We start from the raw sequence: 12,845 nt of genomic DNA, 5'->3' as shown, positions 1-12,845 counted from the left end.
GACTGTCCGAAGACAATCTATTAATGGCTGATCGTATGATTTTGAGTAAGAGCAGTCTGATTCTTAAATAATCTTTGTCTTATTTTAACACCAAGTGCGGCTGCGATAGTAGCTTTTATCAAATCGCCTGGTAAGTAAGCTAAACCTGAAACGGCAGCTGTCTCCAAACTGATATCCATTACAAATGCAACAACTGGAATACCGCAAAGGTAAACAAAGACGATTCCTGCGACGAAATTGTATATGAAGACCTTCCACACTTGAAGTGGCTGTCTTGCTTTTTCGATCAATAACCCGATTAAGAAAGCTGATAATGGCCAGCTAAGTATATAACCAGCACTTGGTCCTACAAAAACACCTGCGCCACCGCGTCCACCAGCTAATCCTGGAACACCAGCTGCAATTACTAGTAAGAAAACAATCATACTTAATCCGCCTAGTCTGGCACCAAGCACCACACCTGCAAGCATTACACCAAGAGTTTGTGCTGTAATGGGAACTGGTGTAAAAGGCAAAACGATTGGGGGCAGGAATCCTAATACAATCATAATTGCTGCGAATAAAGCTACATACGTCATCTCTTTTGTTTTCATGAAAAAACACCTCATCATAGTTATGTCAACTTATATTAATTTTAAGTTAACATTAAAAGCGCTTCAATAGCAATACGTAATTGATTCAGCTATAATACTTAACAAATAGAAGTTTTTAAAAATAAAAGGAAAATTAGTCACAATTATGGTAAAATAGTACAAACATTAATTACGTTGGAGGAAAAGGCATGGAATTTAAAATCGGTGATATTATTGAAACATTCGACGGCTTAAAAGGAGAAATTACTTCATTGTTGACCAACACCGCTGTTGTGGACTTTTCCGTAACAGAAAACTATTCGGAGCATTTTGAAGATGCGAAGCAAGTTGTACGTTTGAACGATATTAGACAAATCATAAATAGCTAGATCTTATATAGAAATAAACGACTTTTAAATGGAGTGTAGCAGTTTGTTTTCGCTCCAATCCATTTTCAATGAGATTTTCAACAATACAAAAACAGCTCTCTGTGCAGCGAAACTGCGCAGAGAGCTGTTTTTTACAAGTTTTTACGATTGTTCTGTGAAGTCACGCCTACTGAAACGACGTTTGAATCATTTTCTCTTGTGTAAGTCGTTTCTTGCGCTGATCCAGTGGAATAATCGTGCAGCTTGTCATTTCCGATCGGGTTATCAGCTAGTTCGGATCCTGCTTCTTTTAATTTTGAACCGATGCTGCCAAGCTCCCCTTTTGTTTCTTTAGCTGTCGATAAAACATCACTTGAGATCTCTTTTAAGGTATTAATGTTTCCAAAAACGTCTTTATTGAGACGCTCGTATAGTGCTTGCGCGTCGTTGATCGCATCTTTTAAGGTGGTGCTAGCTGTTTTGAACTGGCTGATCATCTGATCTTTCACTTCACCTGGATTTTGTTTAACTTCCGTAATCATTTTGCTGGAACTATCCTTCAACCCTACCGCAGTGTTCTTTACTTTTGACCGTGTATTATAATCAATCAAGGCAAGTGCCCCACCAACGATACCGCCAATTACGATTCCTGTTAGTAGCTTGCTTTTTTGCGGATCTGCCACTCTCTCTCGTTGCGCTGTACCGTAAGCATCTTCAGGATACATGCCGTCTTCATATCCGTTTGTAGTGTTTACACTCTGTACCATTTTTAAGTCCTCCTCGATTAATTTTTTTCGTAGTTAGGGGATTCCCTTTTCTCTAAAAGCTAAACGTTTGGGTAGGCTGTTTCAGGATATTTTCAGCTTTTACATAAAAGTTTCAGTTAGTCCTCATACTAATGAAAATCTGATGTGATTGGAGGGTTTTCACTATGGGAAAAGACAGACAGGAAAAGAAGTTGCGTGAATCTGGTCGCGTTGAATCTGACCGTGACCAAGATTTGAAATATTCTGGTGCTACTAAGATGGAAGGTCCAGATGAAGCGCGTGCACGCAACCATCAAGATCAATAATCAAAAATGGAGCAGCTCACCAAAAGGTATGAGCTGCTTTATTATTATTTCAGTAGTTGGTATGAGTCGAAAATTCGATAAAAAAAATTTATCCGTGAAAATTAAAATGATTTACCGTGAAATTATGGAGCTTATCCGTGAAATTAATTCACATTACCGAACTATGGTAAATAACTATCCTTATACGGCGCACACATAGCTAGTATGTACTCTAGGAAAAGACACACTTCATAAAAAAGAGGACTCTACTTCTCCAAATGAAGTTCGTCCCCTTTTTTACTTCCATTTAATTGATCTTACGATGAAAAAAGCGATGGATCCTGTGATTCCTATGATAAAAATGGGGAGTACCCACACACTTAATCCTTCACTTGTTCCATTGGCGACTTCTGCACAGGCCCAAGTCATATAGACGAAAAAGATCAAGATTTCATTTTTCATTACATTGATCATCATCCGCGCATTTTTATACTGTCTTTCTACGTTTTCTTCCGTAAGATTAAAATAATTGTAGATGTGCGGAAATTTTTCTAACACGGTAAGAAGTAACCACGTCACCGCTCCCATCACGATTAAAATCCATAGGTTGTTCTTACTTCCCCAGCCATCTGGTTCTCCGGCTGCATTAAAGTGGGTTGGCACAGTGTCCGGAATAGCAGCCCACTCTGAGATCAAGCTCACTGTTCCTATTACCAATAAGGTGATTGATGCGATATCTAAAAAGTTTTCAAACCATGTTCTTTGTATTTTAAGTTTTGGTCGGCCTTCATACATATACTTTTCAACCTCCTCCTTCTATGCTATACGTTTTTTTTCGATGGAAAGTTTCGTCATGAATTGAATTGTAATCGGGGTGAAAGATATCTATAGTTAAATTATCAGATATTTTAAGGAGGATCTTATGAAACTTGGTGCTTTTTCTGTAAGTTTAAGTGTAAAAGATATCCACCGTTCAAAAGCTTTTTATGAAAACTTAGGATTTGAATCTTTAGGTGGCAACATCGAGCATAATTGGTTGATCATGAAGAATGAGGATACGGTTATCGGCTTGTTTCAAGGTATGTTTGAGCAAAACATTTTGACTTTCAACCCTGGATGGAACCAAAATGCGGAAAATCTTGAAAATTTCACTGATATTCGAGAGCTTCAGAAACAGCTGAAAGAAAAAGGGATTTCGTTAGCGACTGAAGCGGATGAAACGAGTGAGGGTCCTGCGAGTTTGACGATTGAAGATCCAGATGGAAACCTGATCCTGATCGACCAGCATAGATAATACATAAAATAACGTCCAGATCGCATGCGTGATCTGGACGTTTTATTTTTTAATCGTTTAGTATTCCCATCGCGATAATAAACCAGTTGGCTCCGTTTTTGCTTCCGATTTGGAAGAATAGCGCAATGATCTCTTCTTTTGAAAAATGTTTCGTGAGTCGGTTGTATAATTCATCTGGCAGTTGTCCGTGATAAGCCATGATGTGATCAGCGAGTTCGAGAGCTAGACTTTCACGTTCTGATAGTTCTGCGTTTCCTTGCTTCATCGCTGTTTTTCGTGAGGACTCATCCAGAGTCCCGTAGTCCATGCTTTGTCAGTAGTCGCACCCATTGTTTGAGGCCGCTCGTAAGCGGAGCATCTCCATAAGTTCAGGCTCTAGTATGTCGTTCAGCGCTTTTTCCATCTGCTGAAAAGCATCTAGAATACCTGGTGCGTTAGCAAGGGATTTCTTAAAGGGTGTTCCTTCCACATCTACTTCTGGTAAACGTGCCATTTGTATTCCTCCTCCTCAAATAAAAAATTTCTTTTTTCTTTCTCTTTTACCTTACACCATTCTTCAAAGTAGTCCTATGTTTCTGTTTAAGGGGATGAGACTGAATGCGCTTTCTGTCGAATTTGAGACTTATCACCTACCCACTTTATATTTCAAGATAATAAATAGGTCATGCGAACCTAGAAGCTCTTGTAGTAATATCTTCTCTGTGATTGTAGTCTTTTGGTAAATAATCATTATTTTCGAATAGTATTAAAGGGTTTTGTTGAAAATTGTTGAATTCCTTACCATCGGAGCCAAGCTTGCTTGGTAAATACAACAGAGGAGTGATTTTTATGTTAAAGCGTTTCGTGGCGACTGCCGCAACATTACCACTACTTGTTTCATTAGCATTGCCAGCATCTGCTGCAAATTCGGAGGTGTCGAAAGCTTCCTTTACACCGGCTGCAACGAAAGCTGCTTCACAAGAAATTATTGTTCATTTTAAAGATTCTGTTTCAGCAGCAGCTAATACTAAAAACAAAGTTTCACAACTTGGCGGTAAAGTAGTTGAGGTTACAAAAGACTTTACAGTCGTGAAAGTAGACGGCAGTGTGGCAGATGCGATCAAGAACTATGAAAATCTTGACTCTGTTGAGTATGCGGAACCTAACTTAACGTTCCATGCAAGCTATGTACCAAACGATCCTGCTTATCAAAGTCAGCAATATGCGCCACAAAAAGTAGGAGCTGAGCAAGCTTGGGATACTACGCAGAGCTCTTCCTCTGTAAAAATTGCAGTAATTGACACAGGCGTTGACTATAACCACCCAGACCTTGCTGGAAAAGTCATTAAAGGTGCCGACTATGTAGATGACGATAACGATCCATTGGATGAGAACGAGCACGGTACACACGTTGCGGGTATCGCGGCTGCGAACACAAATAACGGTGTGGGAATCGCAGGTCTTGCTCCAAAAGCTTCTATTCTAGCAGTTCGTGTTCTTGATGCGAACGGCAGTGGATCACTCGATGACGTCGCTCAAGGCATTCGTTACGCAGCTGATCAAGGTGCGCAAGTTATCAATCTAAGTCTTGGTGGAGCAGGCGGCACACAAACGCTTCAATCTGCCGTTGATTATGCGTGGGGCAAAGGTTCTGTAGTCATTGCTGCTGCAGGAAATGAGGGTGTATCTTCTCCTAGCTACCCTGCTTATTATACGAACGCGATTGCAGTTGCGGCTACTGATCAAAACGACCGTAAAGCTTCATTCTCAAACTTCGGTACGTGGGTTGATATCGCAGCGCCAGGTGTTAACATCTACTCAACAACACCAAATAACCAGTATGCGAGTTTCTCAGGAACGTCTATGGCATCACCAGTTGTTGCGGGTGTAGCAGGACTTCTTGCGGCTCAAGGTAAGAGTGCTTCTCAAATCCGTGCAGCGCTTGAAAACACAGCTGATCCTGTATCCGGAACAGGCAGCCAGTTCCAAAACGGACGCGTAAATGCAGCGGCGGCTGTTCAGCAGTAATTGATATAAATAAAAATGTTCCCAAACCTCTGGAAGTTAGTGTTTATAACTTCTGGAGGTTTTTTATTTTCGTTTTTTTATAGGTAACAACTTCGATTTCCTTCTATAAATGTAACGTGTACGGTTTAAAACCTCCTCTTTCATGAAAAACTGTTAACAGAAACATCTGTAAGAAGCGGAGGATTTCAGCTATGTTTGGTCTTGGTAAAGGTAAGCAAAAGAAAAAAACGTCTCAAGGCTCTGGCAAGAGTGAGTCGACTGAATCAGAAAAAAGGCAGAGTGAAAAGGAAGCCGAAGAAAAAATCGTCTACTTTTTCTTGATCAGCACTGCACTTTTTGGAGTGGTCGTTCTGTATCTAGGCATTTCTCGCGAGATGTCTTTTGTGGCTGATCTCATTTCAAGTTGATTTTTCATGTCCTGAATGTATAATAGTTGTAACTTACATATCGTTTTTCAGCCGATTAATCGGTCTCTTATTTCGAGCAGGCGGAGGGAATTAGCCCTATGAAGCCCGGCAACCACCTATTTTGTTAGGCACGGTGCTACATCTAACAGTTTTACAGACTGAAAGATAAGAGGATGTGAACACAACCATTCGTCCTCTTTTTTTATAAAAGAGGGCGTTTTTTGTTTTTGCTACCTCAAATGGAATCAATCGTATTAAAGAAAGGATGTTCATTTATGGACCTTAACAAAGCGGATCGCATTAAAAAGATGCGTGTCCCACAAGTCGATGAAAAACTAGGAAACCGCTTGCCTCCTGGGCAGGTTGAAACAAAAAAGTTCCCTATTCTTCATGAGGGGGACGTTCCTGTTTACGATATGAAAAAATGGTCGTTATCTGTAGAAGGACTCGTAGGAAAACGTGTCGAATTTAGTTTTGAAGACATCATGAAGATGCCTCAAACGACAGTAGTACGAGATATTCACTGTGTGACGAGATGGTCACGGTTCGACAATGCGTTTGAAGGTGTTAAATTTACGGACTTTTTAAAGCACTTTGATGTGGATCCAAAAGCAAAGTTTGTGATGGTCCACGCTGATTACGATTATACGACGAATGTTCCTCTCCAAGATTTGTTGCGAGACGATGTCATTCTTGCGCACTCTTTTGACGGCAAGCCGTTAACGGAAAAGCATGGATTTCCGCTTCGTCTCATCGTTCCGCATCTTTATTTTTGGAAAAGTGCAAAGTGGATTCGTAAGTTCGAGTTCTTAGAAGAGGATCAGCCAGGCTTTTGGGAGCAGAACGGCTTTCATATGTACGGTGACCCCTTCAAAGAAGAACGATTTTCGAGCGATGAATTTGAGATGCCTGAAGATGAGTGGAAAAAGAAAGAGTATGATTGATCCCAAATGAAAAATTAGGGGGAAGAACGTTTATTTTCTTCCCCTCAGCATTTTAATCTCATTTTTTAACGCTGTAATCTGATCTTGGATGTCTTTCATCTGAGCTTCTTGTTCTTGCTGGTCTTTAAGATCCTGCGCTTGATCGATGTACACTTGTCTGAGAGCGATCGCTGCACTGAACGTAGCTAGAAAATCCCCCGCGGTCACAAGCGTTGAGGCGAGTAAGGCGAGTTCTGCAGCAAACGTGGTACCATCTTTATTATTTGATAAATATTCTTCTTCTGCTTCTGCTAAAATGACGTCTACTACACGTTGATTCACATCATTCACTCCTAACACCTGAATTAGTAATACTATATGCGTTTGCCCTATTTGCGGTGCCCGATGTTATCCTTCATATCCCGATTTTCGAACACATAAAAATTCGGCTTTTTTCGTGAATTGTTCTTAATGTATAGGCATTTTGTCCGATATTATCCTTACTAGGGAGGTTTGGCGATGGAACAATGGCTGTCTTTTCGTATTCCGTTCGATATCATTTCCATTTACATCTTACTTGCCGCGATTATTGTGGTCGGCATATTTTCAAGCGTACTTCGAACAGCCTTACCAGAATGGTCTGTCAGGATCTTTAGCTACACGGGGTTTGTTGGAGTAATCTTTGCTTGGCTGAAGCTGCTGGAATATTGATACATACATAAAAAACGCCTCGGGGTTTGTTGCCCCAGGCGTTTTGGCGTTCTATAGTTGTTGTTTTGCGAAGAAACATCTTTGACCAGTTAATTGAAGTGCAGGGTGCGAGACTCCTGCGGGACGAGTGGGACAGGTGAGACTTCTAAAAGCGCGAAGTGCTAGAAGGCTCACCGCCCGCCCCGCGGAAAGCGAAGCCACCCGGAACGGAAATTAACCTCTTTCAAAGCTACAAAGGTTGTTCAAACAGGTTTTATAAAGATTTAAATAACAGTTTACGCAGAACAGGCATCAGATAGTCGACAAGCTCTGAAGCACTTGGCACAACTACATTTTGCGGGCCATAGATGTTCTGCATCAACTTCTCTTCTTCCTCTGTAATCTCTCCGTTTGCGATGAACATACCGATCGTTTCGATCCCAAGCTTTCGTGTACGAGTGACCGCTTCATGTGTATCGAGTACGCCATGCGATTCATAATCGAAAGCCGCTGGTTCACCGTCTGAGAAAACGAGCAGAATCTTTTGCTGCTCTGGACGCTTTGCCAGCTCTTCTCCCATACGTCTGATCGAATAGCCGTCACGGTTATCTTCTTGTGGTTCGAGCTGTATGATCGGCGCTCCCGATTGATGCAGAGAGTTACGATAGGAGATCACTTCATGAAAATAGTTCGGCTGATCGTTAGTAGAAGCATCTGCTGCATCTTCCCAAAACCCAACTACAGAATGCGGAATCCGAAGAGCTTTTAACGTTTCATGAAAAAGCACGATTCCTTTTTGCGTCTCTTCCATCTTGTTGAACATGGACGCTGAACAGTCGACGAGCAGCGTGAACGTCGTGTCGAGTTCTTGTGGAGATTCCTGCTTTTTCCGGAAAAGCCTTGGATTCTTATCAGTTACGAGTCTCGTAAGCTTCTTTCCAAGTCTTCCAAAGTGCAAATCTTCTCTCGGTGCTGTTCGTTTGTGCTCCATCGTTTTTAAAAAGTTTTGTTTCAGCTGCGAAACGAATGGCGCGATCTCTTGGTTATATTCGTCGTATTGAGCAATTTCGTCGAGTGTTACCGGTTTTGCTGGCACAAAATGCTCTGTGACGTTTTTATTCACCTCTCCGTATGGGAAGTGGTTTGCAGAGTCGGAACCATTTTGGTTGTTGTCTGTTTCGGCTTCATGCTCATTTTGGGTGTCGAAGTCGTTGTTGTCTGTACTTTTAGCGCTCGTTTGAACCGATCCGAACACCGCGTCACCACTCTCCGCTTCCCTCGCACCTTCTCCTAACAAATCTGTGTTTGTTCCCTGATCAAGGTCCATTTGTAAAAACGAATCCTGCGGGTCAGATGTTTCATCATGCCAAGAGGAATGAGACTCTTTTTCTTTATCGTCTTTATCCTTGTCTGAATCTTCATCCTTGGTGATCGTTTTCTTCGTTTTCGTTTCGTTGTTGCGTGTAAGGTCGTCAAAGCTTTGAGCGGTCTCACTGGTTTTATCCGCTTGCTGCGATTGATCGCTGAAACTGCGGTATGCGGTTTTCATATCGTTTAAGTTTGTATGTTCTTGAGTGATAGCAGCCATTTCGCTGATGATAGCCGCTATTTCTTCAGTCGATTTTGCCGTTGTAAGTTTTGTTAAATGAGATCGCAGTTCTTGATAGAGTTCCTGCGTCTCCTCTGGCACGGCCACAAATCGTTTGTTCGCTAAAAGAATGATATGGCAAAAAAGCGCATCAAGTGTACGCTTTTGCTGAATATGCTTTCGGTACTCACGGTTGTAATGAACCTGAAACGTTTCTTTTCGGAGCTTGAAAGCATGCTTCATCCCCGGTCGGTTCTTCACGCAGATCTGTTCTAATCGATAATCTTCTGCAAAAAGAAGGACTTGCTTGAGAAATTCACGGTGCGGATGAGATTTCAATTGCTTCAAGGTATCCCAGATCACATGGTCGTCCGTGTGAAACTGAGTACCATAGCTGCGCAAATAAACATCCGATTTCCAGCCTTCAAGCTGAATTTCGCGCGGGTATGGGTTCCAGAACTGGCTGACGTGTGTGACGCCGCTGTTTCGTTCAAGGTACGAGTGATACGAGAACGAAACGTCCATTTTATCCACTTTTGAGAGTGAGCGGGAAAGATCAATCAGTTGCATGTGAACAAAAGAATCGATTTTCGTATCCGCAAATACTAGGAATTTCATCTAGGGAAAACCTCCAAAATCGTCGTGGGAAATAAATTGTATGGGGTCTGACCCCATTTCCCAGCTTACGCGAACAGGGTTGCGGCTACGTTTGCAACGAGGGCGCGTTCGCGCGCATCTTCGAGCTTGTCTGCGATCGCGCGCTGAATGGCACGCTTCGCCGGCAAATAAACAGAGAGATCGGCTGCATCTAGCAACGCACGGATAGATGCTGCATCTTCAGACAGATGACCTGCTTTTGCTTGCCCGATCAAATCTGACGACAACTGAACAAACTTGGATAGTACCTCTTCGTCTTTTTGCTGAGATTGGTTCTTAAGCATTTCTTTTAACGTATCACCTTGAATGTAAGGCACTTCGATCACGACAAAACGGTTTTTCAACGCTTCGTTCAACGGAACTGTTCCGATATATCCTTCGTTAATCGCTGCGATAACATTGAAACCAGGCTGCGCTTTTACCACTTCACCTGTGAAAGGGTTAGCAATCGTACGTCGATAATCGAGCATTCCGTTTAGGATCGGTAGCGTTTCTGGTTTTGCGATATTGATCTCATCTATATAGAGAAAATGCCCGTTCGCTGCCGCTCTTGTGACTGGCCCAGGAATGAACTCGATCTCCTGTTTACCCTCGCTATAGCTTAACGTCTTATGACCAAGAAGCGCTTCAGCATCAAGATCGACAGAGGCGTTGACTTGGTGCAGAGGTTGACCGAACACGTTTGAAAGAAGCTCTGCAAGCTTTGTTTTACCTGACCCCGTCGGTCCTTTCAACAATACATTTTTTCCGAGAGCAAGCGCGATCACGGCATCCTCAATCAATGCTGCATCAGGCGCTGTATATCCCTGCTCCCCAATTAATTCTTTATATTCATTTGGTAGATTTTCTAGTCGTTTTGCTGCATCTTGCTGCAGTTTTTCTTTTATTTCAATCGGAAGTTGGAGATTCATATCAAATTTCCTTTCTGTATCAGTGATCTTACCATTATTCTAGATCACTTCATCTATCAACAGTATTTCCACTTATTTGCTGTGTAAAGCCTTACACAATGTAACATTGTAAGCTTTTTCAGTGCAAGTACGTTGTTTAGCAACCACATTTTACTCAGAAGAAAGAACCGACCATTTAGATTCGGTTCTCTTTTTTCGCTTTTTTAAACGTATACACGTTATAGATAATAAGTGTTACAAACAGCGCACTTATTGTTAAAATGGCTTTCGTTTCTTTTTCGAATGAGGTCAGACTGATTAGAAATTCAGGTAGAAAAAGCATGGTTGGAATGACGATTGTAAACCAGGTTTTGCTCCATAAAGCGATTCCAATAAAGATGGAGATAGCAAGGAGTGCGGCGATAATGTTTCCTGTTGCTCCAAGCTTGATGACGACCGGAGTCTTATAGGCATCGTTTGCAAACATAAGACCTAAAAAGAACAAAATCGGTAAGATTCCTAAGGTCAATGTGGTGATGATGGTCTTTGTTTTAGAAAGCTTAGTGCTCGCTAAGAACTTGAACATTCTTAAATAGAAAAGCACGAGTATGATACAAACCGCTGGATAACCAACCACTTGAAGCAATGTATACTGCACGCCTCCTCTTATCGAATCACCAAGCAAAACATAGGCGAAAACACCGAGAACGATGATCGGCAAGTAAGAGAGCCATTTGAAATCAAAAGACATTTCTTCTGAAAGCTGCTCCATATAAGCTTTTGGTGAATGGCCGATGATGTGAGATACTGATTTTCCGCGCTTTTCTGCTTCGATCAGGTGATCTTCCAACTCTTCTACGATCTCTTTCACCTCTTCCTCTTTTTTTCCACTCGAAAACAAGTAAAGGCTTAGGTTATCTAAAAAATCCTGACTTTCAGCTGTTAACGTATGTTTGGACGCATTCATTTTCCGCTTCCTCTCTTTTGTAAAATTTGATCGACCGAATGACTAAGTTGATTCCATCTTTTAATAAATGCTTGAAGTTCTTCCTCGCCCTTTGAGGTAAGTGAATAATACTTCCGCCTTGGCCCCGCCGTTGATTTTTTTAGCGTCGTCGTAACAAGTTCTTCTTTTTGCATTCGTATTAATAGTGGATAGATCGTTCCCTCACTCGTCTGTTGAAATCCGTATGTCTCAAGCTTTTCAGCTAACTCATAGCCATAAACTTCTCCTTCATTGATGATGGCTAAAAGGCAGCCGTCGAGAATTCCTTTTAACATTTGAGTGTTCGACATGTGCTACACCTCATTTCACTATCTTGTATTACAAGAGTTATAGATAAAAAAAAGAATGTCTTGCATAACAAGATATACCATTAGTATATGCGGCACTAACTTGTAATGCAAGGCATTTGTGTTAATTTGTTCCAAAAATTATTTTTTCTTATTCATGAGCTCCACCACGTGAGGTTTGGGCTCCCAACAATTGAACTGATAGTCTGGTTTCGTCTCATACCCTAAACGCACGCAGTGATAGCGCATCCCTTGATTCGCTTTTTCAGGTTTAAAATTTATACAAGTCGCGCAGCAATGATACTTATTTTTGTTCATGGAAGCCACCCTCCTCTATCTGTCAGTAAAATAACTTTTTATGATCGCCATATACTCTCTAACGTGAGCTTGTGGGACAGAAGAAATTCTCAACGGTGAGCCTAGTCCCTCTGCCTCAATGCCAACACGCTTTGCGATCATCTTTGTTCGGAAAAGATGGAAGTCACTCGTTACTATAAGCAGTTGGTCGCTCGGTTGTATCATTTCCTTTGTATATAATAAGTTTTCGTATGTACTCGTAGCTTTTTCCTCAATCTGAATGGTGTCCGCTTCAATTCCATTCTCAACGAGATAATTTTTCATGATAGATCCTTCGCTCGTCGTTTTACCAAATCCAAGACCACCGCTTACGATGAAGATAACATTTGGATGTTCCTTTGCGTACGCGAGAGCTTGATCTAGCCGACCTTTTAGGACAGCACCTGGTCGATTGTTCTTCGTTCCGCCACCAAGTACGAGGATCGAATCTATCTTGGAGGAAACCTTCTCAGGATCAGTGTTGGCAGATGTAAGAATAAGAGTTTCTAGCGTTGCTGCAAATAGAATGGTTGTAATTAGGACGGTCAGCGTCGTTTTTTTGTACGTTTTAAATAGTTTCATAGCTGTGTTGTAACGGAAGAAAAGGATGAAGAAAAATGCACCTAACAAGAAGAAAACCGCAAGACCCATATCCATGTTGGTCGTTTGAAGCAGCATGGCCGTTGCGTATACAGCAAAGAGGATCCCAAGTGTTAGAAATAGTTTTTTCATAGTGTTGTCTCCGTTCATAGATTTTCTATATTCTAGG

General features: G+C 41.6%; 19 protein-coding genes and 1 riboswitch. Of the genes, 7 read left to right on the top strand and 12 right to left on the bottom strand.

All coding sequences use genetic code 11. The annotated features are described in order from the left end of the window. Positions 1-20 precede the first annotated feature (20 nt). Entirely contained in the window at positions 21-593 is a 573-nt protein-coding gene (locus IHV10_RS09185) for a biotin transporter BioY (RefSeq protein WP_197128435.1), read from the bottom strand. Between the two features lie 188 nt (positions 594-781). On the opposite strand from IHV10_RS09185, the gene IHV10_RS09180 reads away from it, so the two are divergent. Continuing rightward, positions 782-961, top strand: coding sequence for a DUF2187 domain-containing protein (locus tag IHV10_RS09180; protein WP_066398675.1), 180 nt, complete (start codon positions 782-784; stop codon positions 959-961). 131 nt (positions 962-1,092) lie between these two features. On the opposite strand, the gene IHV10_RS09175 is transcribed toward IHV10_RS09180, so the two are convergent. Further along, the gene (locus IHV10_RS09175) at positions 1,093-1,707 is read right to left on the bottom strand and encodes a hypothetical protein (RefSeq protein ID WP_197128433.1); all 615 of its coding nucleotides are present in this window, start codon (positions 1,705-1,707) and stop codon (positions 1,093-1,095) included. Positions 1,708-1,871: 164 nt separating this feature from the next. Between IHV10_RS09175 and IHV10_RS09170 the strand changes: the two genes are divergently transcribed. Next, complete coding sequence (locus IHV10_RS09170) at positions 1,872-2,012, top strand: YpzI family protein (RefSeq protein WP_082861516.1); 141 nt, start codon at positions 1,872-1,874, stop codon at positions 2,010-2,012. A 276-nt stretch (positions 2,013-2,288) separates the two neighbouring features. Here IHV10_RS09170 and IHV10_RS09165 read toward each other — a convergent pair whose 3' ends face one another. Beyond that, the gene (locus IHV10_RS09165; protein WP_197128431.1) at positions 2,289-2,786 is read right to left on the bottom strand and encodes a DUF1648 domain-containing protein; all 498 of its coding nucleotides are present in this window, start codon (positions 2,784-2,786) and stop codon (positions 2,289-2,291) included. A gap of 127 nt (positions 2,787-2,913) precedes the next feature. On the opposite strand from IHV10_RS09165, the gene IHV10_RS09160 reads away from it, so the two are divergent. Further along, positions 2,914-3,285: a VOC family protein gene (locus IHV10_RS09160; RefSeq protein ID WP_197128429.1), complete on the top strand. Its 372-nt coding sequence runs from the start codon at positions 2,914-2,916 to the stop codon at positions 3,283-3,285. Positions 3,286-3,334: 49 nt separating this feature from the next. On the opposite strand, the gene IHV10_RS09155 is transcribed toward IHV10_RS09160, so the two are convergent. Next, positions 3,335-3,550, bottom strand: coding sequence for a carboxymuconolactone decarboxylase family protein (locus IHV10_RS09155; protein ID WP_197128427.1), 216 nt, complete (start codon positions 3,548-3,550; stop codon positions 3,335-3,337). A 48-nt stretch (positions 3,551-3,598) separates the two neighbouring features. Next, positions 3,599-3,778: a hypothetical protein gene (locus IHV10_RS09150; protein WP_197128425.1), complete on the bottom strand. Its 180-nt coding sequence runs from the start codon at positions 3,776-3,778 to the stop codon at positions 3,599-3,601. A gap of 335 nt (positions 3,779-4,113) precedes the next feature. Here IHV10_RS09150 and IHV10_RS09145 point away from each other — a divergent pair, with 335 nt between their 5' ends. The 3 genes from IHV10_RS09145 (at position 4,114) to IHV10_RS09135 (ending at position 6,643) form a co-directional block, all read left to right on the top strand. Continuing rightward, on the top strand, positions 4,114-5,292 hold the full coding sequence (locus tag IHV10_RS09145) for a S8 family peptidase (protein WP_197128423.1): 1,179 nt from the start codon (positions 4,114-4,116) through the stop codon (positions 5,290-5,292). Positions 5,293-5,483: 191 nt separating this feature from the next. Next, a complete protein-coding gene (locus IHV10_RS09140) occupies positions 5,484-5,699 on the top strand; it encodes a hypothetical protein (protein WP_137791030.1) in 216 nt (71 codons plus the stop codon). A gap of 64 nt (positions 5,700-5,763) precedes the next feature. Further along, positions 5,764-5,871, top strand: a riboswitch (SAM riboswitch). A 103-nt stretch (positions 5,872-5,974) separates the two neighbouring features. Beyond that, positions 5,975-6,643: a sulfite oxidase-like oxidoreductase gene (locus IHV10_RS09135; RefSeq protein ID WP_197128421.1), complete on the top strand. Its 669-nt coding sequence runs from the start codon at positions 5,975-5,977 to the stop codon at positions 6,641-6,643. A 30-nt stretch (positions 6,644-6,673) separates the two neighbouring features. Here IHV10_RS09135 and IHV10_RS09130 read toward each other — a convergent pair whose 3' ends face one another. After that, positions 6,674-6,964, bottom strand: a complete 291-nt coding sequence (locus IHV10_RS09130) for a hypothetical protein (protein ID WP_197128419.1) — start codon at positions 6,962-6,964, stop codon at positions 6,674-6,676. Positions 6,965-7,141: 177 nt separating this feature from the next. On the opposite strand from IHV10_RS09130, the gene IHV10_RS09125 reads away from it, so the two are divergent. Then, positions 7,142-7,333: a hypothetical protein gene (locus IHV10_RS09125; RefSeq protein ID WP_197128417.1), complete on the top strand. Its 192-nt coding sequence runs from the start codon at positions 7,142-7,144 to the stop codon at positions 7,331-7,333. Between the two features lie 253 nt (positions 7,334-7,586). Here IHV10_RS09125 and IHV10_RS09120 read toward each other — a convergent pair whose 3' ends face one another. The 6 genes from IHV10_RS09120 to IHV10_RS09095 all read right to left on the bottom strand — a co-directional run bounded on the left by IHV10_RS09120 (position 7,587) and on the right by IHV10_RS09095 (position 12,808). Continuing rightward, positions 7,587-9,518, bottom strand: coding sequence for a vWA domain-containing protein (locus tag IHV10_RS09120; protein WP_197128415.1), 1,932 nt, complete (start codon positions 9,516-9,518; stop codon positions 7,587-7,589). Between the two features lie 65 nt (positions 9,519-9,583). After that, a complete protein-coding gene (locus IHV10_RS09115; protein WP_197128413.1) occupies positions 9,584-10,468 on the bottom strand; it encodes an ATP-binding protein in 885 nt (294 codons plus the stop codon). 175 nt (positions 10,469-10,643) lie between these two features. Then, positions 10,644-11,414, bottom strand: a complete 771-nt coding sequence (locus tag IHV10_RS09110) for an HAAS domain-containing protein (protein ID WP_197128411.1) — start codon at positions 11,412-11,414, stop codon at positions 10,644-10,646. Further along, complete coding sequence (locus IHV10_RS09105; protein ID WP_197128409.1) at positions 11,411-11,743, bottom strand: PadR family transcriptional regulator; 333 nt, start codon at positions 11,741-11,743, stop codon at positions 11,411-11,413. Before IHV10_RS09105 ends, IHV10_RS09110 begins: the two co-directional genes overlap by 4 nt. A gap of 138 nt (positions 11,744-11,881) precedes the next feature. Then, positions 11,882-12,058 carry a hypothetical protein gene (locus tag IHV10_RS09100; RefSeq protein ID WP_197128407.1) on the bottom strand — a complete coding sequence of 59 codons (177 nt, stop codon included), beginning with the start codon at positions 12,056-12,058 and terminating at the stop codon, positions 11,882-11,884. 15 nt (positions 12,059-12,073) lie between these two features. Next, a complete protein-coding gene (locus tag IHV10_RS09095; RefSeq protein WP_197128405.1) occupies positions 12,074-12,808 on the bottom strand; it encodes a YdcF family protein in 735 nt (244 codons plus the stop codon). Positions 12,809-12,845: the final 37 nt, after the last annotated feature.

The sequence above is a fragment of the Fictibacillus sp. 5RED26 genome (assembly GCF_015903895.1).
Taxonomy (GTDB): domain Bacteria; phylum Bacillota; class Bacilli; order Bacillales; family Fictibacillaceae; genus Fictibacillus; species Fictibacillus phosphorivorans.
The sequence above is the reverse complement of the archived record's forward strand: the minus strand, read 5'-3'. Positions and strand labels throughout refer to the sequence as shown.

Excerpts from the sequence above, each read along its gene's own strand:
- IHV10_RS09185 (WP_197128435.1), bottom strand. The coding sequence starts at position 593 with ATGAAAACAAAAGAGATGACGTATGTAGCTTTATTCGCAGCAATTATG.
- IHV10_RS09180 (WP_066398675.1), top strand. The coding sequence starts at position 782 with ATGGAATTTAAAATCGGTGATATTATTGAAACATTCGACGGCTTAAAA.
- IHV10_RS09175 (WP_197128433.1), bottom strand. The coding sequence starts at position 1,707 with ATGGTACAGAGTGTAAACACTACAAACGGATATGAAGACGGCATGTAT.
- IHV10_RS09170 (WP_082861516.1), top strand. The coding sequence starts at position 1,872 with ATGGGAAAAGACAGACAGGAAAAGAAGTTGCGTGAATCTGGTCGCGTT.
- IHV10_RS09165 (WP_197128431.1), bottom strand. The coding sequence starts at position 2,786 with ATGTATGAAGGCCGACCAAAACTTAAAATACAAAGAACATGGTTTGAA.
- IHV10_RS09160 (WP_197128429.1), top strand. The coding sequence starts at position 2,914 with ATGAAACTTGGTGCTTTTTCTGTAAGTTTAAGTGTAAAAGATATCCAC.
- IHV10_RS09155 (WP_197128427.1), bottom strand. The coding sequence starts at position 3,550 with ATGAAGCAAGGAAACGCAGAACTATCAGAACGTGAAAGTCTAGCTCTC.
- IHV10_RS09150 (WP_197128425.1), bottom strand. The coding sequence starts at position 3,778 with ATGGCACGTTTACCAGAAGTAGATGTGGAAGGAACACCCTTTAAGAAA.
- IHV10_RS09145 (WP_197128423.1), top strand. The coding sequence starts at position 4,114 with ATGTTAAAGCGTTTCGTGGCGACTGCCGCAACATTACCACTACTTGTT.
- IHV10_RS09140 (WP_137791030.1), top strand. The coding sequence starts at position 5,484 with ATGTTTGGTCTTGGTAAAGGTAAGCAAAAGAAAAAAACGTCTCAAGGC.
- IHV10_RS09135 (WP_197128421.1), top strand. The coding sequence starts at position 5,975 with ATGGACCTTAACAAAGCGGATCGCATTAAAAAGATGCGTGTCCCACAA.
- IHV10_RS09125 (WP_197128417.1), top strand. The coding sequence starts at position 7,142 with ATGGAACAATGGCTGTCTTTTCGTATTCCGTTCGATATCATTTCCATT.
- IHV10_RS09120 (WP_197128415.1), bottom strand. The coding sequence starts at position 9,518 with ATGAAATTCCTAGTATTTGCGGATACGAAAATCGATTCTTTTGTTCAC.
- IHV10_RS09115 (WP_197128413.1), bottom strand. The coding sequence starts at position 10,468 with ATGAATCTCCAACTTCCGATTGAAATAAAAGAAAAACTGCAGCAAGAT.
- IHV10_RS09110 (WP_197128411.1), bottom strand. The coding sequence starts at position 11,414 with ATGAATGCGTCCAAACATACGTTAACAGCTGAAAGTCAGGATTTTTTA.
- IHV10_RS09105 (WP_197128409.1), bottom strand. The coding sequence starts at position 11,743 with ATGTCGAACACTCAAATGTTAAAAGGAATTCTCGACGGCTGCCTTTTA.
- IHV10_RS09100 (WP_197128407.1), bottom strand. The coding sequence starts at position 12,058 with ATGAACAAAAATAAGTATCATTGCTGCGCGACTTGTATAAATTTTAAA.
- IHV10_RS09095 (WP_197128405.1), bottom strand. The coding sequence starts at position 12,808 with ATGAAAAAACTATTTCTAACACTTGGGATCCTCTTTGCTGTATACGCA.